Origin of the sequence: Streptomyces sp. 3211.6, assembly GCF_003634815.1 — a bacterium.
Classification (GTDB): domain Bacteria; phylum Actinomycetota; class Actinomycetes; order Streptomycetales; family Streptomycetaceae; genus Streptomyces; species Streptomyces katrae_A.
This window is the reverse complement of the sequence record NZ_RBXC01000001.1, coordinates 1,932,871-1,953,379: the sequence shown is the minus strand read 5'-3', so window position 1 is coordinate 1,953,379 and position 20,509 is coordinate 1,932,871. Positions and strand designations below refer to the sequence as shown.

The 20,509-nt window shown below is 75.0% G+C and carries 18 protein-coding genes; 12 read left to right on the top strand and 6 right to left on the bottom strand.

Annotation, left to right across the window (positions count from 1 at the left end; genetic code table 11):
- Positions 1 to 3: 3 nt before the first annotated feature.
- The 7 genes from BX286_RS09145 (at position 4) to BX286_RS09115 (ending at position 9,466) form a co-directional block, all read left to right on the top strand.
- Entirely contained in the window at positions 4 to 828 is an 825-nt protein-coding gene (locus BX286_RS09145) for a hypothetical protein (protein ID WP_079431619.1), read from the top strand.
- Complete coding sequence (locus tag BX286_RS09140) at positions 825 to 2,129, top strand: hypothetical protein (protein ID WP_121014819.1); 1,305 nt, start codon at positions 825 to 827, stop codon at positions 2,127 to 2,129. Before BX286_RS09145 ends, BX286_RS09140 begins: the two co-directional genes overlap by 4 nt.
- Before the next feature lie 20 nt (positions 2,130 to 2,149).
- Positions 2,150 to 2,770, top strand: a complete 621-nt coding sequence (locus tag BX286_RS09135; protein WP_121014818.1) for a TetR/AcrR family transcriptional regulator — start codon at positions 2,150 to 2,152, stop codon at positions 2,768 to 2,770.
- A 167-nt stretch (positions 2,771 to 2,937) separates the two neighbouring features.
- On the top strand, positions 2,938 to 5,181 hold the full coding sequence (locus BX286_RS09130) for a molybdopterin oxidoreductase family protein (RefSeq protein WP_121014817.1): 2,244 nt from the start codon (positions 2,938 to 2,940) through the stop codon (positions 5,179 to 5,181).
- Positions 5,182 to 5,254: 73 nt separating this feature from the next.
- Complete coding sequence (locus tag BX286_RS09125) at positions 5,255 to 6,799, top strand: citrate:proton symporter (RefSeq protein ID WP_121014816.1); 1,545 nt, start codon at positions 5,255 to 5,257, stop codon at positions 6,797 to 6,799.
- A gap of 105 nt (positions 6,800 to 6,904) precedes the next feature.
- Entirely contained in the window at positions 6,905 to 8,317 is a 1,413-nt protein-coding gene (locus BX286_RS09120; RefSeq protein ID WP_079425389.1) for an aldehyde dehydrogenase family protein, read from the top strand.
- Between the two features lie 69 nt (positions 8,318 to 8,386).
- On the top strand, positions 8,387 to 9,466 hold the full coding sequence (locus BX286_RS09115; protein ID WP_121014815.1) for a zinc-binding dehydrogenase: 1,080 nt from the start codon (positions 8,387 to 8,389) through the stop codon (positions 9,464 to 9,466).
- 189 nt (positions 9,467 to 9,655) lie between these two features.
- Here BX286_RS09115 and BX286_RS09110 read toward each other — a convergent pair whose 3' ends face one another.
- Positions 9,656 to 10,336, bottom strand: coding sequence for a TetR/AcrR family transcriptional regulator (locus tag BX286_RS09110; protein ID WP_100864309.1), 681 nt, complete (start codon positions 10,334 to 10,336; stop codon positions 9,656 to 9,658).
- Positions 10,337 to 10,410: 74 nt separating this feature from the next.
- Between BX286_RS09110 and BX286_RS09105 the strand changes: the two genes are divergently transcribed.
- Positions 10,411 to 11,565 carry an acyl-CoA dehydrogenase family protein gene (locus BX286_RS09105; protein WP_079425384.1) on the top strand — a complete coding sequence of 385 codons (1,155 nt, stop codon included), beginning with the start codon at positions 10,411 to 10,413 and terminating at the stop codon, positions 11,563 to 11,565.
- An 83-nt stretch (positions 11,566 to 11,648) separates the two neighbouring features.
- The gene (locus BX286_RS09100) at positions 11,649 to 12,293 is read left to right on the top strand and encodes a TetR/AcrR family transcriptional regulator (protein ID WP_121014814.1); all 645 of its coding nucleotides are present in this window, start codon (positions 11,649 to 11,651) and stop codon (positions 12,291 to 12,293) included.
- Here the strand turns inward: BX286_RS09100 and BX286_RS09095 are convergent.
- Positions 12,284 to 12,745, bottom strand: coding sequence for a MaoC family dehydratase (locus tag BX286_RS09095; protein WP_079425380.1), 462 nt, complete (start codon positions 12,743 to 12,745; stop codon positions 12,284 to 12,286). The genes BX286_RS09100 and BX286_RS09095 overlap by 10 nt on opposite strands.
- Before the next feature lie 109 nt (positions 12,746 to 12,854).
- Here BX286_RS09095 and soxR point away from each other — a divergent pair, with 109 nt between their 5' ends.
- Positions 12,855 to 13,304: a redox-sensitive transcriptional activator SoxR gene (gene soxR, locus BX286_RS09090; protein ID WP_079425379.1), complete on the top strand. Its 450-nt coding sequence runs from the start codon at positions 12,855 to 12,857 to the stop codon at positions 13,302 to 13,304.
- On the opposite strand, the gene BX286_RS09085 is transcribed toward soxR, so the two are convergent.
- The 4 genes from BX286_RS09085 to BX286_RS09070 form a co-directional block, all read right to left on the bottom strand.
- A complete protein-coding gene (locus BX286_RS09085; protein ID WP_121014813.1) occupies positions 13,279 to 14,079 on the bottom strand; it encodes a 3-keto-5-aminohexanoate cleavage protein in 801 nt (266 codons plus the stop codon). The two genes, soxR and BX286_RS09085, sit on opposite strands and share 26 nt — an antisense overlap.
- A gap of 121 nt (positions 14,080 to 14,200) precedes the next feature.
- On the bottom strand, positions 14,201 to 14,800 hold the full coding sequence (locus BX286_RS09080; protein WP_079425375.1) for a hypothetical protein: 600 nt from the start codon (positions 14,798 to 14,800) through the stop codon (positions 14,201 to 14,203).
- A gap of 171 nt (positions 14,801 to 14,971) precedes the next feature.
- Positions 14,972 to 16,363 carry a serine-threonine protein kinase gene (locus tag BX286_RS09075; protein ID WP_079425373.1) on the bottom strand — a complete coding sequence of 464 codons (1,392 nt, stop codon included), beginning with the start codon at positions 16,361 to 16,363 and terminating at the stop codon, positions 14,972 to 14,974.
- A 98-nt stretch (positions 16,364 to 16,461) separates the two neighbouring features.
- A complete protein-coding gene (locus BX286_RS09070) occupies positions 16,462 to 17,709 on the bottom strand; it encodes an exo-beta-N-acetylmuramidase NamZ domain-containing protein (protein WP_079425371.1) in 1,248 nt (415 codons plus the stop codon).
- 104 nt (positions 17,710 to 17,813) lie between these two features.
- Between BX286_RS09070 and BX286_RS09065 the strand changes: the two genes are divergently transcribed.
- A complete protein-coding gene (locus BX286_RS09065) occupies positions 17,814 to 18,587 on the top strand; it encodes an SDR family oxidoreductase (RefSeq protein WP_185117256.1) in 774 nt (257 codons plus the stop codon).
- On the top strand, positions 18,584 to 20,473 hold the full coding sequence (locus tag BX286_RS09060) for an AMP-binding protein (RefSeq protein WP_079425367.1): 1,890 nt from the start codon (positions 18,584 to 18,586) through the stop codon (positions 20,471 to 20,473). The genes BX286_RS09065 and BX286_RS09060 overlap by 4 nt, the downstream gene beginning before the upstream one ends.
- Positions 20,474 to 20,509: the final 36 nt, after the last annotated feature.

Here is a 20,509-nt window from a genome sequence, read left to right as displayed (position 1 = left end):
GCGCTGGTGGCGGTCCTCCTCCTGCTCACGGGCGGCGCCGCCACCGGCTGCGGCGGCCGCGCCACCACCCACCACAAACCCGGCACCACCCACGAGCAGGCCTCCGGCGACGCCGGCACCCTGCTCGGCACCCAGGACGCCGGCGGCCACCGCCTGCGCGAGGTCCCCGCCCAGGGCGCGCCGGAGGTACGGCTCGCCGTCCGCCCCGACTCCGAGGACGGCTGGAACCTCCAGCTGGCCGTGACCAACTTCCGCTTCACCCCCGACAGCACCGGCGGCGCCGCCCTCCCCGGCGCCGGTCACGCCCACCTGGAACTCGACGGCCACAAGCTGGCCCGCGTGTACGGCCCCTGGTTCCACCTGCCCGCGGCCCAGGTCCCCGAGGGCGCGCACACCCTGACCGTCCGCCTCTACGCCGACGACCACACGGCCTGGGCCGTCGCCGGCCGGCCCGTCGAGGCAACGGCGCAGCTGACCGCGGGCCCCCCGGGCCAGGACTCCCACAGCCATCCCGCCCCCGCCCCGACCGCCACCCCGGCCCCTGCGTCCCCGCAGACACCCCAGGCCGACCGGACCGTCACCCTCACCGTCCGCGACGGCAAGGTGTCCCCGCCCACCGCCCGCACCGAGCTCAAGCGCGGCGAGCGGATCGCCCTGCGCGTCACCAGCGACCGCGCCGACACCCTGCACGTCCACGGCTACGACAAGGAACTCGCCCTCCCCGCGGGCCAGGAGGCCACCCTGGTCCTCACGGCCGACCGCACGGGCCTCTTCGAGGTCGAGACCCACGAGTCCGGACTCGTCCTGACCCAGCTCCTCGTCCGGTGACGCCCCACCCCGCGGGCCCGTCGACCCTCCTCGCACACGGGATCGGCTCCCAGCACGACCTGCCGATCTCTCCCTTCTACGCCTTCGCCGGTGCCTTCGCCGCGCTCTTCGTCTCCTTCCTCGCACTCGGCCTCCTCTGGTCCGCCTCCCGCTTCCGCGGCGACCGCTCCGGGCTCGCCCTGCCCGCCGGGATCCAGCGGGTGGCCGACGCGCCGGCCACCCGCACCACCCTGCGCGGACTGGGTCTGGCCACAGCCCTCGCCGTACTCCTCCACCTCCTCCTCGGTCCCGACGGCCCCGCCCGCAACCCCGCTCCGGGCGCCGTCTACGTCCTGCTGTGGGTCGGACTCGTGCCCGCCTCCCTCCTCCTCGGCCCCGTCTGGCGCCTGCTCAACCCGCTCCGCACCCTGCACCGCCTCCTCGCCCGGGCCCGCCGCCGCCCGCCGGGAGCCGGCCGCCCCCTGCCGCCAGGACTCGGCCAATGGCCCGCCGCCGCCGGGCTGTTCGCCTTCACCTGGCTCGAACTGGTCTCTCCCGATCCCGCGTCCACCACCTCCCTCCTGATCGCCCTCGCCGCCTACGCCGTGCCGCACCTGCTCCTCGCCGCCCGCCACGGCGAGGACTGGTTCACCGGCGCGGACCCCTTCGAGGCCTACTCCGACCTCCTGTCCCGGCTCTCCCCCCTGGGCCGCCGCCACGACGGCCGCCTCGTCCTGCGCAACCCCTTCCACGGACTCGACGCGACGCCCGAGCGGCCCGGACTCGTCGCCACCGTCTGCGTCCTCCTCGGCTCCACCGCCTACGACGGCTACTCCGACAACCCCTCCTGGATCAACGCCATTCAGACCTCCCCCCTCGGCCGCACCCCCACGGCCACGCTCGGACTGCTCGGTTCCATCGCCCTCGTCGCCACCCTCTACTGCCTGTGCGCGGGAGCCACCCGCCTCGTCAGCGGACCGCACCCCCGCCCGCTGACCGCCTTCGCCCACTCACTCGTACCGATCGCCCTCGGCTATCTCATCGCCCATTACTTCTCCCTCCTCGTCACCGAAGGACCACGCACGGTAAGCATGGCACTGGGCACTGACAACGCCCCCGATCGCAGTCCCCCCTTGGGTCCCGGCGGCCTCGCCGCCCTCCAGGTGATCGCCGTCGTCACCGGTCACGTACTCGGCGTGATCGCCGCCCACGACCGCTCCGTCCGCCTCTTCCCCCCGGCGAAGGCGGTCGCCGGGCAACTGCCGCTGCTCGCGCTGATGATCACGTACACCATCGGCGGGCTCACCCTCCTCTTGAACTGAGCGCCGCCAGGAAGGGCATGATGGATCCCGTGCCTCCCGCCCACCCCCTGCGCCGGACCCCGGTCCAGCAGCGCAGCGCCGACCGCCTCGCCCGGATCCTCGACGCCTGCGCCGAACTCCTCGACGAGACCGGGTACGAGAACCTGAGCACCCGCACCGTCGCCCTGCGCGCCGGCGTGCCCATCGGCTCGGTCTACCGCTTCTTCGGCAACAAGCGGGCCATGGCCGCCGCCCTGGCCCAGCGCAACCTCGACCGGTACGCCGAGGGCATCACGGCACGGCTCGCCCTGGTCCCCGCCACGCACTGGCGGCCCGTCGTGGACGCGGTGCTGGACGAGTACCTGGCCATGAAGCGGACCCTCCCCGGGTTCGCCCTGGTCGACTTCGGGGTGCCCGCCCCGCCCCCGGAGGGCCCCGCCTCCGACCCCAACCACCAGGTCGCGGCCCGCCTCACCGCCCTCCTGTGCGCCCACCTCGGCCTCACCCCCGACCCGGTCCTGCGGCGGGCGGTCCTGGTGGCCGTGGAGGCGACGGACGCGCTCGTGCAGCTCGCCTTCCGGGCCGACCCGGCCGGGGACCCCGGGATCATCGACGAGACCCGGGCGATGATGCACGCCTACCTGGCCCGCGTCCTCGACTGACCCGGCCGCCGCTCCCCGGCGCCCGCGCCCGGCGGAACGGGCTGCCGCAACCCCCTCCCCGCCGTCCCTACCGGTCGGTATGCTCAGGGCGCCCGCGGGCCCGCGCCGCGCGAGGCGGAGGTCCCGCCGGACCGCGCCCGCGCCGCCTGCCGCCCCCGGGAGGGCCCATGCCCCGCACCGCCCTGCGTATCTGCCCCCTCTGCGAAGCCACCTGCGGCCTCACCCTCACCATTGAGGGCACCACCGTCACCGGTGCCCGAGGCGACCGCGACGACGTCTTCAGCCGAGGATTCCTCTGCCCCAAGGGCGCGGCCCTCGGAGCCCTCGACTCCGACCCCGACCGGCTGCGCACCCCGCTCGTCCGCCGCGACGGACGACTCCGGGAGGCCACCTGGGAGGAGGCGTACGAGACCATCGCCGCCGCCGTCCCCGCGCTCGTCCGGGACCACGGCGCCCAGTCCGTGGGCGTGGTCCTCGGCAACCCCAACGCCCACACCATGGCCGGAGCCCTCTACCCGCCGCTCCTGCTCGGCGCCCTGGGCACCCGCAACCTCTTCACGGCCAGCACCCTCGACCAGATGCCCAAGCACGTGTCCAGCGGGCTCCTGTTCGGCGACCCCTTCGCCATCCCCGTGCCCGACCTGGACCGCACCGACTTCCTCCTGCTGATCGGCGCCAACCCCGTCGAATCCAACGGCTCCCTGTGCACCGCCCCCGACTTCCCCGGCCGCCTCAAGGCCCTCCGGGCCAGGGGCGGCACGCTCGTCGTCGTCGACCCGCGCCGCACCCGCACCGCCCGGCTCGCCGACCGGCACCTCGCCCCGCGCCCCGGCAGCGACGCCCTGCTGCTCGCGGCGCTCGCGCACACCCTTCTGGACGAGAAGCTCACCGCTCCCGGCGCGCTGGAGCAACACACCGAAGGACTCGGGGAACTCGCCGACGGCCTCGGGAGTTTCACTCCCGAGGCCGTCGCCCCCGCCTGCGACCTGCCGGCCGAGGAGATCCGCACCCTCGCCCGGGACCTCGCGGCCTCGCCGACGGCCGCGGTCTACGGGCGGATCGGCAGCTGCACCGCGGAGTACGGGACGCTCGCGAGCTGGCTCGTGGACGTCCTGAACGTCCTCACCGGCAACCTCGACCGCCCCGGCGGGGCCCTCTTCCCGCTCCCCGCCACCGGCCCCCGTCCCCGCCCCGCCGGGCCCGGCAGGGGCTTCGCCCTCGGCCGCTGGCACAGCAGGGTCAGCGGCCACCCCGAGGTCAAGAGCGAACTCCCCACCGCCGCACTGGCCGAGGAGATCGAGACACCGGGGGAGGGGCGCATCCGCGCGGTGATCGCCGTCGCCGCCAACCCCGTGCTGTCCGCCCCCGACGGGCGGCGGCTCGACGCGGCCCTGGCCGGGCTCGACTTCATGGTCAGCGTCGACCCCTACCTGAACGAGACCTCCCGCCACGCCCACGTCGTCCTGCCCCCGCCGCCGCCCTCCCGGACCGCGCACCACGACTTCTCCTTCAACGGCTTCGCCATCCGCAACCAGGTCCGCTACACCCGCCCCGCGATCCCCCTGGAAGCGGACCGGCTCGACGAATGCGAGATCCTCGCCCGCCTCGTCCTGGCCGTCTCCGGCATGCACGGCCGCGCCGAGCCGTCCGCCGTCGACGAGACGGCGATCCGGGCCGCCCTCGCCAAGGAGACCGCCGACCGGCACTCACCCCTGCACGGAGCCGATCCGGCCCGCCTCGAAGGCATGCTGACCGGTGAGAACGGCCCCGAGCGCAGGCTCGACCTGATGCTCCGTCTCGGGCCGTACGGAGACCTCTTCGGCGCCGCCGGGGCGGAGGCCGCGGAGCAGGGGCTCAGTCTGGAACGCCTCCTCGCGCACCCGCACGGCATCGACCTGGGCCCGCTGCGGCCCCGGCTCCCCGGCCTGCTGAAGACCCGCAGCGGCAGGATCGAGCTGCTGCCGGACCCGATCGCGGCCGAGCTCCCCCGACTGCGCACGGCGCTCGCCGAACGCCCTGCCGCCCTGGTGCTCGTGGGCCGCCGCCACCTGCGGTCAAACAACAGCTGGCTGCACAACGTCCCCGCCCTCGTCGGAGGTTCCAACCGCTGCACCCTCCAGGTCCACCCACGGGACGCCGACCGCCTCGGCCTCGCCGACGGCGGCCGCGCCCGGGTCACCGCCGACGGCGGCAGCCTGGACGTCCCGGTGGAGGTCACCGACACCGTCCGCACCGGTGTGGTCAGCCTCCCGCACGGCTGGGGCCACGACCGCGAGGGCACCCGGCTCACGGTGGCCGCCACCGTCGCGGGGGTCAACGTGAACCAGCTCCTCGACGGCAGCCGACTCGACCCCCTGTCGGGCACCGCCGTCCTCAACGGCTTCCCCGTCACCGTCACACCCCTGCCCTGAGCTGGGGTTTTGCTCGTATTGCTCACGCCCGGACGTCTTGTTGGCCCCAGGAGGCGGCACCTACCTTCCCTGCATGCTGACCTTCCTCGGCTTCGCCATGATCGCGACCTTCCTGGTCCTGATCATGCTGAAGAAAATGTCGCCCATCGCGGCGCTCGTGCTCATCCCCGCGCTCTTCTGCGTCTTCGCCGGAAAGGGCGCGCACCTGGGGGACTACGTCATCGACGGCGTCGGCAAGCTCGCGCCGACGGCCGCCATGCTGATGTTCGCCATCGTCTACTTCGGCGTGATGATCGACGTCGGCCTCTTCGACCCGGTCGTCCGGGGCATCCTGCGGTTCTGCAAGGCCGACCCCATGCGGGTGGTGGTCGGCACGGCCGTCCTCGCGGCGATCGTCTCCCTCGACGGGGACGGCTCCACCACCTTCATGATCACCGTCTCGGCCATGTACCCGCTCTACAAGCGGCTCGGCCTGAGCCTGGTGGTCATGACGGGCGTCGCCGCGACCGCCAACGGGGTCATGAACACCCTGCCCTGGGGCGGCCCCACCGCCCGCGCCGCCACCGCCCTCAAGCTCGACGCGGCCGACATCTTCGTCCCCATGATCCCGGCCCTGGCCGTCGGCCTGGTCTTCGTGTTCCTCCTGGCCTACGCCCTGGGCGTGCGCGAGCGCCGCCGGGTCGGTTCCCTGGTCATGCCCGGCGAGGAGGCCGAGCCGGAGCCGGAATCCCTGGTCGCGGCCGGATCCGGCGCGAAGGCGGCCGCCGGGGGCGCGCGTACCGCGACCGGCGGCGGGAGCGGCGCCGGCCCGGACGCGGTTCCCACAGCCGCCCCCGGACCCGAGCGCCCCGCGCCGGCCCCGGGACCCGAGCGCCCCGCGCCGGCCCCGGGACCCGAGCGCCCCGCGCCGGCCCCCGGTCCCGAGGCCCCCGCGCCGCCGCCCGGACCCGAGGCGCCCGCGCCGGCCCCCGAGGACATCCAGGGCCTGGACCCCCACCGCCCGACCCTGCGGCCCCGCCTGTACTGGTTCAACGCGGCCCTCACCGCCGCCCTGCTCACCGCGATGATCATGGAGCTGCTGCCCATCCCCGTACTCTTCCTCCTCGGCGCCGCCCTCGCCCTGACGGTGAACTTCCCGCACATGCCCGACCAGAAGGCCCGGATCGCCGCCCACGCGGACAACGTCCTCAACGTCGCCGGCATGGTCTTCGCGGCGGCCGTCTTCACCGGGGTCCTCTCCGGCACCGGCATGGTCAAGCACATGGCCGGCTGGCTGGTCGGCGCCGTCCCCGACGGCATGGGCCCGCACATGGCCCTGGTCACCGGACTGCTGAGCCTGCCCCTCACCTACTTCATGTCGAACGACGGCTTCTACTTCGGCGTCCTTCCGGTCCTGGCCGAGGCGGGCGCGGCCCACGGCGTCTCCCCGCTCGAGATCGCCCGCGCCTCCCTGGCCGGCCAGGCCCTGCACATGTCCAGCCCGCTGGTTCCGGCCGTCTACGTGCTCGTCGGCATGGCCAGGGTCGAGTTCGGGGACCACACCCGCTTCACCGTGAAATGGGCGGCCCTCACCTCCCTCGTGGTCCTGGGGGCGGGGATGCTTTTCGGCACCATCTGACCCCCGCGACCCCTGGCCGTCCGAAAACTACCGGCGCTAGTTTGTAGGGTGGTCGGACGTCAGGTCCGCGCGTCTACGCGCTCGTGCGTGCTCGGGAGGAATGCGATGAAGGCCCACGACGGGATGTACATCGGCGGGGAGTGGCGGCCCGCCGCCGGATCCGGCCGGATCGAGGTCGTCAACCCGGCCGACGAGCGGGTCATCGCCGGTGTCCCGGCCGGCACGGCCGAGGACGTGGACGCCGCCGTACGCGCCGCCCGCGCGGCCTTCCCCGGCTGGGCGGCCACCCCCGCGGCCGAGCGCGCCGCGCTGATCGGGGCCCTGAGGGACGTGCTGGTCGCCCGCAAGGGGGAGATCGCCGAGACCGTCACCGCCGAACTGGGCTCCCCGCTCGGCTTCGCGGAGGCCGTGCACGTCGGCGCACCCATCGCGGTGGCCTCCTCGTACGCCGAACTGGCCGCCTCGTACCCCTTCGAGGAGCGGCTCGGACACTCCACCGTGTTCATGGAGCCGGTCGGTGTGGTCGGGGCGATCACGCCGTGGAACTATCCGCTGCACCAGGTCGTTGCCAAGGTGGCACCCGCTCTCGCCGCCGGCTGCACCATCGTCCTCAAGCCGGCCGAGGACACCCCGCTGACCGCACAGCTCTTCGCCGAAGCCGTGCACGAGGCGGGCATCCCGGCCGGAGTCTTCAACCTGGTGACCGGTACCGGCCCGGTCGCCGGCCAGGCCCTGGCCGAGCACGAAGGGGTGGACCTCGTCTCCTTCACCGGCTCGACCGCCGTCGGCAAGAAGATCGGCGCCATCGCCGGAGCCGCCGTCAAGCGCGTCGCCCTCGAACTCGGCGGCAAGTCGGCGAACGTGATCCTGCCCGGGGCCGATCTGGCCAAGGCCGTCGCGGCGGGCGTCGGACACGTCATGAACAACACCGGCCAGAGCTGCAACGCGCTCACCCGCATGCTCGTCCACCGGGACCAGTACGAGGAGGCCGTCGCCCTCGCGGCCGCCGCCGTCGCCAAGTACCCCGCGGGCGACCCCCGCGACCCCGGCACGCGCCTCGGGCCGGTCGTCAACGCCAAGCAGCGCGACCGTGTCCGCGGATACATCGCCAAGGGCGTGGAGGAAGGCGCGCGCCTGGTCGCGGGCGGCCTCGACGCGCCCCGGGAGAGCGGGTACTTCGTCGCCCCGACCGTCTTCGCCGACGTCACCCCGGACATGGCCATCGCCCAGGAGGAGATCTTCGGCCCCGTACTGGCGATCCTCTCCTACGAGGACGAGGAGGAGGCCCTGCGGATCGCCAACGGCACGGTCTACGGGCTGGGCGGCGCGGTGTGGGCGGCGGACGCCGAGACGGCCGTGGCCTTCGCGCGCCGCATGGACACCGGACAGGTGGACATCAACGGCGGCCGCTTCAACGTGCTCGCCCCCTTCGGCGGCTACAAGCAGTCGGGCGTGGGCCGCGAGCTCGGCCCGCACGGTCTGGCGGAGTACCTCCAGACCAAGTCCCTGCAGTTCTGAGCCCCACCCGTACGTCCGATACGCCGAACGCGCCCGAGCCACCGAAGACACGACACGGAGACGACGACCATGGTCCGCGCCGCCATCCTGCCCGCCGTCGGAGCCCCGCTGGAGATACGGGAGATCGTGCTGCCCGATCCCGGCCCCGGGCAGGTCCGGGTGCGGCTCGCCGCCGCCGGGGTCTGCCACTCCGACCTCTCCCTCACCGACGGCACCATGCGGGTGCCCGTCCCCGCCGTCCTCGGCCACGAGGGCGCGGGGACGGTCCTCGCCGTCGGGGAGGGCGTGACCCACGTCGCCCCCGGCGACGGGGTGGTGCTCAACTGGGCGCCGTCCTGCGGGGAGTGCCACCACTGCCGGATCGGCGAGGTCTGGCTCTGCGCCAAGGCCCTGTCCGGGGTCGGCGCGGTCTACGCCCACGACGCGGAGGGCGTGGGACTGCACCCCGGGCTGAACGTCGCCGCGTTCGCCGAGGAGACCGTCGTCGCGGCCAACTGCGTGCTGCCCGCGCCCGCCGGGATCCCGCTCCAGGAGGCCGCGCTGCTGGGCTGCGCGGTGCTGACCGGGTACGGGGCCGTGCAGCACAGCGCCCGGGTCCGGGCGGGGGAGTCGGTGGCGGTGTTCGGCGTCGGCGGGGTCGGCCTCGCCGCCCTCCAGGCGGCGCGGATCGCCGGCGCCGGGCCGGTCGTCGCCGTCGACGTCTCCCCGGCCAAGGAGGAGCTGGCGCGGGCCGCCGGGGCGACCGAGTTCGTCCTGGCGTCGGAGACCACGGCGAAGGACATCCGTGCGCTGACCGGCGGGCAGGGGGCGGACGTCGCCGTCGAGTGCGTGGGGCGCGCGGAGACCATCCGGGCCGCGTGGGAGTCGACGCGGCGGGGCGGGCGGACGACGGTCGTCGGGATCGGGGGGAAGGAGCAGCGGGTGAGCTTCCACGCGCTGGAGATCTTCCACTTCGCGCGGACGCTCAGCGGGTGCGTGTACGGGAACAGCGATCCGGCGCGGGATCTGCCGGTGATCGCCGAGCATGTCCGGGCGGGCCGGCTGGATCTGGGGGCGATGGTCACCGACCGGATCGGGCTGGACGGGATCCCGGCCGCGTTCGAGGCGATGGTCGCGGGTAAGGGCGGGCGGTCGCTGGTCGTGTTCTAGGGCGGGTGCGGGTGCGGGTGCGCGTGGGCTGGGGCGCCGCTGCGCGGAGCCGTCTCCCCGGCCAGCCCCTTCTCCGCTTCTTCCCCAGCTACCTCCCCCAGACTCCGTCCGGGGGCCCCAGAGGTGCCCCCAGGGGCTCCGCCCCGGACCCCGCGCCTCGAACGCCGGCGGGGCTGAAAACCCCGGGCCTCAGGTGCCGGCGGGGCCCGGAGGACTCCGGTGGGGTTCGTGGTGGAGGGAGTCGTACTGGAGGGTCAGGCCGTCCAGGAGGGCCGTCAGGCCCGTTTCGAAGGCGCCCTCGTCCACCTCGTGCCGGCGCTCCGCCAGGAGGTGGGCCTGGCCCAGGTGGGGGTAGTCCGCCGGGTCGTAGGCGGTCTCGTCGTCCACGAAGCCCCGGGCGAACGAGGCCACCGCCGAGCCCAGGATGAAGTACCGCATCAGGGCGCCGATCCGGGTCGCGTGGGCCGGCGGCCAGCCCGCCGCCGTCATGGCGCCGAACACCGCGTCCGCCAGGCGGAGTCCCGCGGGACGGCGGCCCGGCCCGCGGGCCAGTACCGGCACGATGTTCGGGTGGTCCGCCAGGGCGGCGCGGTAGGAGTGGGCCCAGGCGTGCAGGGCGGCCCGCCAGTCAAGGGGCCCGTCGCCTGTGTCGAACATCGACAGGTCGACCCGCGCGCTCACCGCGTCCGCCACCGCCTCCAGGATCGCGTCCTTCGTCCGGAAGTGGTTGTAGAGGGATGGCCCGCTCACCCCGAGCGCGGCCGCCAGCCGCCGTGTCGAGACGGCCTCCAGCCCCTCCGCGTCCACCAGTTCGCCCGCCGCCTCGATGATGCGGTCCCGGCTGAGGAGGGGCTTGCGCGGTCTGGCCATGCGCCACATAGTAGGCCCTGCCCGCCATAAACTAGCGCTGGTAGTTAACCCCGCCCACGCCTCGGAGGGACCCCGTGAACCTGGAGCTCAGCGAGGAGCAGGAGGCCGTGCGCCGGCTCGCCCGTGCGTTCACCGAGCGCGAGGTCTCCCCGTACGCCGCCGAGTGGGACCGCGCCGAGAGCGTGGACCGGGCGATCGTGAAGAAGCTCGGGGACGTCGGCTTCCTCGGCCTCACCGTCCCCGAGGAGTACGGCGGCTCCGGCGGCGACCACCTCTCCTACGCCCTGGTCACCGAGGAGCTCGGCCGCGGGGACTCCTCCGTGCGCGGTATCGTCTCCGTCTCCCTCGGCCTGGTCGCCAAGACCGTCGCCGCCTGGGGGACCGAGGAGCAGAAACGATCCTGGCTGCCCCGCCTCTGCTCCGGCGAGGCCCTCGGCTGCTTCGGCCTGACCGAGCCCGGCACCGGCTCGGACGCCGCCGCGCTCACCACCCGCGCCGTGCGCGAGGGGGACGGCTACGTCATCACCGGCAGCAAGATGTTCATCACCAACGGGACCTGGGCCGACGTGGTCCTGCTGTTCGCCCGGACCGACCCCGCCGACCCCGGCCACCGCGGGATCTCCGCCTTCCTCGTCCCCGCCGACACCCCCGGCCTGACCCGCCGCGAGGTCCACGGCAAACTCGGACTGCGCGGCCAGGCCACCGCCGAACTCACCCTCGACGGTGTCCGCGTCCCCGCCTCCGCGATGCTCGGCCCCGAGGGCAAGGGCTTCTCCGTCGCGATGTCCGCCCTGGCCAAGGGCCGGATGTCGGTGGCCGCCGGCTGCGTCGGCATCGCCCAGGCCGCCCTGGACGCGGCCGTGTCGTACGCGGCGCAGCGCGAGCAGTTCGGCAAGCCGATCGCCCACCACCAGCTGGTCCAGGAGCTGATCGCCGACATCTCGGTCGACGTGGACGCCGCCCGGCTGCTCACCTGGCGGGTCGCCGACCTCGTCGACCGCGGGCGGCCCTTCGCCACCGAGGCCTCCACCGCCAAGCTCTTCGCCTCCGAGGCCGCCGTGCGCGCCGCCTCCAACGCCCTCCAGGTGCACGGCGGCTACGGCTACATCGACGAGTACCCGGCCGGGAAGCTGCTGCGCGACGCCCGCGTCATGACCCTCTACGAGGGCACCAGCCAGATCCAGAAGCTGCTGATCGGCCGGGCCCGCACGGGGGTCTCCGCCTTCTGAGCCCGAGCCCGCCGCACGGTTCCTAAGCGCTTGCTCACCCTCCGGTAAGCTGTTTCCTTCCTACAGGGCGGAGAGGGTGAGCGATGGACAGCGCGGCGGAGACCACCGACGGCTACCAGGCGTGGTCGGAGGTCACCCCGGACGCCGCGCGGCGGCTGCTCGTGGCGGCCGTCGAGGCCTTCGCCGAGCGCGGCTACCACGCGACCACCACCCGCGACATCGCGGGGCGCGCCGGCATGAGCCCCGCCGCCCTCTACATCCACTACAAGACCAAGGAAGAGCTGCTCCACCGGATCAGCCGCATCGGCCACGACAAGGCCCTGGAGATCCTGGAGACCGCCGCCTTCGGCCCCGGGGCGGCGGCCGAGCGGCTCGACGCCGCCGTACGGTCCTTCGTGCGCTGGCACGCCGCGCACCACACCACCGCGCGCGTCGTCCAGTACGAGCTCGACGCCCTCGGCCCCGAGCACCGCTCCGAGATCGTCGCCCTGCGCCGGCTCAGCGACGCCGCCGTGCGGCGCATCCTCTCCGAGGGCGTGCGGGCGGGGGAGTTCGACGTCCCCGACGTGCCCGGAACCACCCTCGCCGTCCTGTCCCTGTGCATCGACGTGGCCCGCTGGTTCAACGCGGACGGGCAGCGCACGCCCGACGAGGTCGGAGCCCTCTACTCCGACCTCGTCCTGCGCATGGTGGGCGCGCGCCCCGCCGCCGGGGCCGGTCAGAAGTAATAGCGGGACAGCGACTCCGCCACGCACACCGGCTTCTCGCCGCCCTCGCGCTCGACCGTCACCGTCGCCGCGACCTGCACGCCGCCGCCCGCCTCCGTGACCTCCGTGATCACGGCCGTGGCGCGCAGCCGGGAGCCGACCGGCACCGTCGCGGGGAAACGGACCTTGCCCAGGCCGTAGTTGATGCCCATCCGCATGCCCTCGACCCGCATGACCTGCGGCACCAGGCTCGGCAGCAGGGACAGCGTCAGGTAGCCGTGCGCGATGGTGGAGCCGAAGGGTCCGGCGGCGGCCCGCTCCGGGTCCACGTGGATCCACTGGTGGTCGCCGGTCGCGTCCGCGAAGAGGTCGATCCGCTTCTGGTCCACCTCCAGCCAGCCGCTCGGGCCGAGCGGCTCGCCGATCGCGGCGTGCAACTCCTCGGCGGAGGTGAAGATCCTCGGTTCGGTCATGCCCTGCCCCTGTCTCCCACGGGATCCGGCCCTGCATCTGAATAAGCGCTTGCTCAGCATGCTGGGGGGTGACACGTCTGTCAACGGACCTGCGGCTACCCTCGGACCTGTGCCGCAGATTCACGAGAACGTCCACGAACTCACCGTCGGGCAGCTGTCCGCACGCAGCGGAGCAGCCGTCTCCGCCCTGCACTTCTACGAGACCAAGGGCCTGATCAGCAGCCGCCGGACCTCCGGCAACCAGCGGCGCTACACCCGGGAGACGCTGCGCCGCGTCGCCTTCGTGCGCGCCGCCCAGCGCGTGGGCATCCCGCTGGCCAACATCCGCGAAGCGCTGGCGGAGCTGCCCGAGGAACGCACCCCCACCCGGGAGGACTGGGCGCGGCTGTCCGAGGCCTGGCGGGCCGAACTCGACCAGCGGATCAGTCAGCTCAGCCGGCTGCGCGACCACTTGTCGGACTGCATCGGCTGCGGCTGCCTCTCGCTGAAGAACTGCGCGCTGTCCAACCCCGACGACGTCTTCGGCGCCGAGCTCAGCGGCTCCCGGCTGTCGTCGTAGCCCCGCCCCACAACAGCAGGGCGGCCGCGACCAGTTCGGCGTTGGAACGGGCCGGCCGTCCGTCGGGCAGCGACAGCACCTCCCCGACGCCGATCCGCGCGCCCGCACCGCACCGCGCCGCCAGCCGCAGCACGGGCCAGGCCGCGCCCTCGCGCCCGTACAGCACGACCGGCACCGGGGGCAGCCAGCGCATCCCGGCCACCAGCGCCGGGTCGGGCTCCGCCAGCTCCACCACCAGCCGGACCCGCCCGAACCCCGGCGGGCTCCAGGCCAGGAACCGGGCCAACGGCTCCGGCCCGGCCCCGCCGCCCAGCGGGACCACGGCGTCCACCGCCACCCCGCGCTCCAGCAGGGCCCGCCCCAACGGCTCGGCCCCCGCCTCGGCGAAGGGCACCACCGCCCGGTCGGGCAGCACCGTCCAGGACCGCACCCGCTCCAGCCGCCCGGCCGGATCCGGCTCGGCCGCCACTCCCGCCGGCACCGCCAGGGGTACGCGGACCCCCGCGCCGCGCAACTCCGCCAGCACCGGCCCGACCACCCGGGGCGAGAGGCTCTCCCGCCCGCAGGGGGTCCTGGGATGCACCAGCACCTCACCGGCCCCGGCCGCGACCGCCGCCAGCGCCGACTCCGCCAGATCCGCCGGGGACAGCGGCACCGCGCCCCCGTCACCGGCCCCCCGCGACCCGTTCAGCGCGACCTGGAGCGCAGGCCCCCTGCCCTGCCCCACCGCCGGGGCCGCCCGGGCCGGTACACCCGCCGCCCGCCCCCGCCGCATGCGACTCGGCCGGGACTCCTCCCCATGGGATTCCGCCCCGCTCACCTCGCACCCGCTCATGCCGCACCCGCCCTGCCGGACGCCGGGCCGCTGGACTCCGCCCCGCTCACCCCACGCCCGCTCATGCCGCGTCCGCGGCCGCCGGATGTACCACCGCCGTCTCCGCCAGCGCCGGCCGGGGCACGACGATCCCGCAGCCCCCGCACAGCGGCCCGTCCCACGCCCAGGCCCCGCCCCACGCAGCCGGCCCCGAGAGCGCCGGCGGCCAGCGCAGCTCGCGCTCACCGCACACCGGGCACGCCGTACCCGGCTCCGACTCCAGCACCCGCACCAGCCGTCTCAGTACCTCGCCGAGCGTCCCCTCCGGCCGTACGCCCGGATCGGCGCACCGCACCACGGCGTCCCCGCTGCCGCCCCAGGCCCACTCCGGCTGCCGCACCCCGTCGTGCTTCTCGCGTCTGCGCCGCGCCGCGAACTGCCGCTCGTACTCCAGCCAGACCGCCCGCGCGTCCTCCAGCTCCTCCAGTGCCGCGACCAGCCGCAGCGGATCCGCGCCCCGGTCCTCGGGGGCGATCCCGTGCCGGTCGCACAGGTGCCACCACGTCGCCCGGTGCCCGTAGGGCGCGAACCGCTCCAGGCAGCGGCGCAGCGAATGGCGCCGCAGGGCCCGGTCGTTGCGCGCGTCGCGCACCTGGTAGGCCAGACTCCGAAAACCCGCCACCGTACCTTCACCTCCGCCGTACCCCTGCCCGTATCCCGCCCGTCGCGCCCCGCGCCACCGCGTGACTACCGCGTAGAACGAAGCGACCCGCCCCGACGTGCCCAACATGCCCGAGTGGACGCGGGCGCATGCGGGGGCGGTCGAGGCGTGCGGGTGGCACATGGCCGGAAGTCAGCGCCCCATGCGCCCCGCGCCGACCACGATCCGGGCCAGCTCCTCGTGGCAGATGTCGCTGTGCGCCCCCGACGGAGGACCGCCCCGGCGCACCACGGAGCCCGCGTCCACACTGACGCACCCGGCCCCCGGAAGCCCCCCGGCCAGAGCCCTTTCCAGGGTCAGCCGCAGGGCGCCCGGCACCGCCTGCACCCCGTCGTGCCCGATCGCGCCCCACCGCTCGTCGAAGCCGAGCAGACCGGCCGAATCCCTCGCCATCCGGGACGCGAGCGGGTAGAACACCCCGAGGGCCGAGTCGTGCGGGGAATGGCAGGCCACCACCGGTCCGTCCACCCGGACCTGGAGCCCGTGCAGGACCCCGCCGCGGTCCGGGTCGTGGGGGAGCCGGTCGCTGAACGCGTAGTGGGAGAAGGCCCCCTGGAGGAGCGTCAGCGACTTCACGTGGCGGGCCCCCTGCGGTACGGCGCGCAGCGAGAACGACACCACCCGCGCCCCGAAGCTGTGGCCGACGAGGTGGAAGCGCAGGGCGGGCCGCCGCCCCGCGAGGTCCGTCAGCACGGGCCCGAGCCCGTGCTCGCCGACCACCCCGGCCCGCTTCTTCATCTCGTAGTACGTGGCCTGCCGCAGCAGCTCCTTGGCCCCGCCCCACAGGGCGCGCAGCCCGTCGCCCGGCGCGAAGCCCGGCCCCGTCGAAGCCGCGGCCCCCGCCACGCCCGCCGTACCCGGCGCCCCGCCCGGACCGGCCGCGCCGGCCGCCTCCGCCAGGGCGGCGGTCAGGGCCCGGCACACCGTCACCGGGTCCAGCGCGAACACGTCCGGCACCCCGGGCACCCCCGGAGCCGCGACCGCCGCCGCCCCGGCCGTCCCCGCCGGCCCGGCCCCCACGAGCTCCCGCACCAGCGCCCCGAACTCCGCGAACGCCGCCTGCGACTCGGGCCGTTCCGCCAGCAGCGCCGCGACCCGGTCCAGCTCCGCCTCCCGGCCGGGCCAGAACCCGCCCAGCGCCGTCCGCGTGGCCGCGTCCAGAGCGGGGTCGCCCAACGCCCCCGCCCCACCGCCGGCACCCGTACCACCGCCCGCCTCCGCGAGCGTGCCGTGCGGATCGAAGTCCGGGATCGGCTCGTCGGAGAACCGCATCGACGGCCACACCACCCCCACGTACCCCAGCCGCACCCCCGACCCCACCAACGCCGGGAATGGCGCGAAGAAGCGGTCGAACAACCGCGTCGCCGTAGAACGGTCGCTGTTCCACCCATGGGCGAAGACCAGCAGGTCCGTCGCCTCCATCCGGGCCACCGCCGCCCGCGTCGCCGGGTCCACGTCCCCCTGCGCGTCGAAGGTCAGCTCCTGGTACGGCCCGACCCCGATCCCCGCTCCGCCGTCCGCCATGACGTCCCCCTTCCGCGCGAGCCGTGCCCCGGTCGGTCGCAGCATCCCGCCGCCGGGCCGCGACGGCCAGACCCGTGACGGCGGCATTCGCGGGCGGGTCACGGGTACAGCAGGTACTCCTCCCGGACCGCCGCGAACCGGGCCAGCCCCGCCGCCCAGTCGCCCGCGACCTCCTCGACCCCCGCCCCCGCGTCCACCAGCGTGCGCACCCGGTCCGAGCCGGTCAGCCGGTCGATCCAGTGGTCCGCCCGCCAGCCGAACCCGTCCCACACCCGCCGTGCCGTGACCAGCAGCCCGATGCCCGCCCGCACCGGGTCGAACGCCTCCCGGTCGTGCACGATCAGCCGGAGCCCACCGCACAGCTTTCCGGCGTGCTTGGAGAAGGACGGGGTGAACCAGGCCTCCCGGAACCACACCCCCGCCAGCCCCAGCGCGTTCGCCGCCTCCGCCCACCGCCGGTCGACGCCCTCCGCGCCGGCCAGCTCGAAGGGGGTGGTCGTGCCCCGGCCCTCCGACAGGGTGGTGCCCTCCAGCAGGCAGGTACCGGCGTAGGCGAGCGCCGTGTCGGGGGTGGGCACGTTGGGGCTCGGCGGCACCCACGGCAGCCCCGTCTCCCCGAAGAAGGAGCCCCGCCGCCACCCCTCCATCGGCACGGTCCTCAGCCGCGGCCCGGCGCTCCCCAGGAACTCGCCGTTGAACAGCAGGGCCAGCTCCGCCACCGTCATCCCGTGCGCGAGCGCGATCGGCTCCCGGCCCACGAAGCTCGCGTACGGCCGCAGCAGCACGGGCCCGGCGGCCCGGAGTCCGCCCACCGGGTTGGGCCGGTCCAGGACCACGACCGCCTTGCCGGCCAGCGCGGCCGCGCGCATGCAGTCGTAGAGGGTCCAGATGTAGGTGTAGAAGCGGGCGCCGACGTCCTGGACGTCGAAGACGAGCGTGTCGATGCCCGCCGCGGTGAAGAGGTCCGCGAGCTGTTTCCCGCTCCTGCCGTACGTGTCGTACACGGGCAGCCCCGTCGCCGGATCCCGCCCGGCCCCCTCCGAGCCGCCCGCCTGCGCGGTCCCCCGGAAGCCGTGCTCCGGCCCGAACACCGCGACCAGGCCGGCCCGTGCGTCGGCGTGCATCACGTCGACCAGGTGGCGGGCGTCGGCGGTGATCCCGGTGGGGTTGGTGACCACCCCGACCCGCTGCCCGGCGAGCTCGGCGTACCCGTCGGCCGCCAGCCGCTCGAAGCCGGTGCGCACCCGGCCGTGCGGCGGGGGCCCGGCCGGCCGTCCAGCTCCGACCGCACCCGTGGCCCCTGCGGCCCCCGCCAGTCCCAGCAGCCCGCGTCGCGAGAGTGTCATCCCGCCATGCTGGGGCGCGGACCCCTTCCGCCCCGACATACCGACTGGTTAGTCTGCCCGGGATCCGGTGGCCCGACGGGCCCCGCGGGCAGCAGCGGCGAAAGGTGATCCCCGTGAACGCGTACCAGGACCAGCGAGTCGTCGTCACCGGAGCGGGCGGCGGCATCGGCGCGGCCCTCGCCCGCCGCTTCGCCGCCGAGGGGGCCACCGTCGTCGTCAACGACCTCGACGCCGACCGGGCCGCGGCCGTGGCCGCCGCCATCGGCGCCCGCGCGATCGCGGTCCCCGGCGACGCCTCGGCGGTCGTGGAGGAGGCGCGCGAGGCCCTGGGCGGGCGGGTGGACGTGTACTGCGCCAACGCCGGAGTCGCCGCGGGCGGCGACGCCTTCGCGGAGGAGGACGTCTGGGAGACGGCCTGGGACACCAACGTCATGGCCCACGTGCGCGCCGCCCGTGCCCTGCTGCCCGACTGGCTGGAGCGGGGCGAAGGGCGGTTCGTGTCCACCGTCTCGGCCGCCGGACTGCTCACGATGATCGGGGCCGCCCCGTACAGTGTCACCAAGCACGGTGCCCTCGCCTTCGCGGAATGGCTCTCGCTGACCTACCGCCACCGGGGCGTGCGGGTCCACGCCATCTGCCCGCAGGGCGTGCGCACCGACATGCTGACCGCCGCGGGTTCGGCGGGCGAACTCGTCCTGGAGCCGACCGCGATCGAGCCGGACGCGGTCGCGGACGCGTTGTTCGACGGCATGGAGAAGGGCCGGTTCTTGATCCTCCCGCACCCCGAGGTGGCGCACTACTACGCCGGGCGCGCGAGCGACCCCGAGCGGTGGCTGGGCGCGATGAACCACCTCCAGCGGACATGGGAATCCTCATGACGGCCGCCCCCGCGGATGCCTCCGCCGTCGCCGGCGGCTCCCCGTACGCCGCCCGGCCGTGGCTGCGGCAGCTCAGTGCCGCCCAGCTGGCGCCGGTCGCGCCGCCGGCCAGTGTGCTCGACGCCTTCCGGGCCGCCGTGGCGCGGGCGCCGGAGCGGGCCGCGCTGGCGTACTTCGACGGACGGATCGGGTACGCCGAGGCGGACGCCCTCTCCGACTCCCTGGCCGGGTACCTCGCGCAGCGGGGGGTCAGGCGGGGCGACCGGGTCGCGGTCATGCTGCAGAACACCCCGCACTTCGTGCTGGCCGTGCTGGCGGCGTGGAAGGCGGGGGCGGTGGTCGTCCCGGTCAACCCGATGTACAAGTCCGCCGAGACGCGGCACGTGCTGGGCGACTCCGGGGCGGTCGCGCTGGTCTGCGAGGGCGCGGCGTGGGAGGGGTACCTGGCGGAGGCCGTCCGGGAGACCGGGGTCCGGACCGTCCTGACGGCCCGCGCGCGGGACTTCCAGACCCGCGACGACCCCCGCGTCTTCCCACCCCCGCCGCAGCCCAGCGCCTCCCCGCCCGCCCCGGCCCCGGCGCCGGACGCTTCGGCCGTGTCGGCCCCGGTCGCGGCTGCCCCGGCCTCGCCCGCCCCGGCCGCGGCCTTCCCGCTCCCGCCGCAGCCCAGCGGCCCCCCGCCCGCCCCGGCCCCGGCCGCGGCCGACCGGGCCGCCCCTGAGCAGGCCGCCCCGGCGCCGGACGTCGCCTCCGCCGCGCCCGCCCCCGTCGACCTGCTGTTCGTGGCCCGGCAGGGGCACCCCGGGCCGGCGGATCCGGGGCTGCGGGAGGAGGACATTGCGCTCATCAGCTACACCTCCGGCACCTCCGGCGCTCCCAAGGGCGCCATGAACCCGCACGGGGCGATCACCTACAACGCCGTCCGCCAGGTCTCCGGGCACCCCATCGCCGAAGGGGCCGGGTACTTCGTGCTCGCGCCGCTGTTCCACATCACCGGGCTGGTCTGCGAGCTCACCGCCTGCCTCGTCAACGCCGGCACCCTCGTCCTCGCCCACCGCTTCGACGCCGGAGCCGTCCTCGACGCCTTCCTCGAGCACCGGCCCGCCTACACCATCGGGCCCGCCACCGCGTTCACCGCCCTGGCCGCGCACCCCGCCGCCACCCGCGCGCACTTCGCCTCCTTCCAGGTGATCTCCTCCGGCGGTGCCCCGCTCCCGCCCGCCCTCGTCGAACGCCTCCGCGCCGACTTCGGGTTCTACCTGCGCAACGGCTACGGCCTCACCGAGTGCACCGCCCCCTGCGCCTCCGTCCCCGCACACCGCGAGGCCCCCGTCGACCCCGCCGGCGGAACCCTCTCCGTCGGTGTCCCGGGCGCGCAGACCCTCGTACGGATCCTCGACGAGCACGGCGCAGAGCTCCCGCTCGGGCAGACCGGCGAGATCGCCGTCCGCGGGCCCCAGGTCGTGCCCGGCTACTGGGGGCTGCCCGACGAGACCGCCGCGGCCTTCCCGGACGGTGAACTGCGCACCGGGGACGTCGGGTTCATGGACGCCGACGGCTGGCTCTACGTCGTCGACCGCAAGAAGGACATGATCAGCGCCTCCGGGTTCAAGGTCTGGCCGCGCGAGGTCGAGGACGTGCTCTACACCCACCCCGCCGTCCGGGAGGCGGCCGTGGTCGGCGTTCCCGACGCCTACCGCGGGGAGAGCGTCATCGCCTACGTGAGCCTGCGTCCCGGCGCCCGTGCCGAGCCGGCCGAACTCGTCGCGTACTGCGCCGAGCGGCTCGCCGCCTACAAGTACCCGCGCCGGGTCGAGATCCTGCCTGTTCTTCCCCAGACCACCAGTGGCAAGATCCTCCGACGAGAACTGCGCGAGCGCGGCTGAAAACAGTCGGAGGATCAGGAGAGGAAGGCGAGCGCC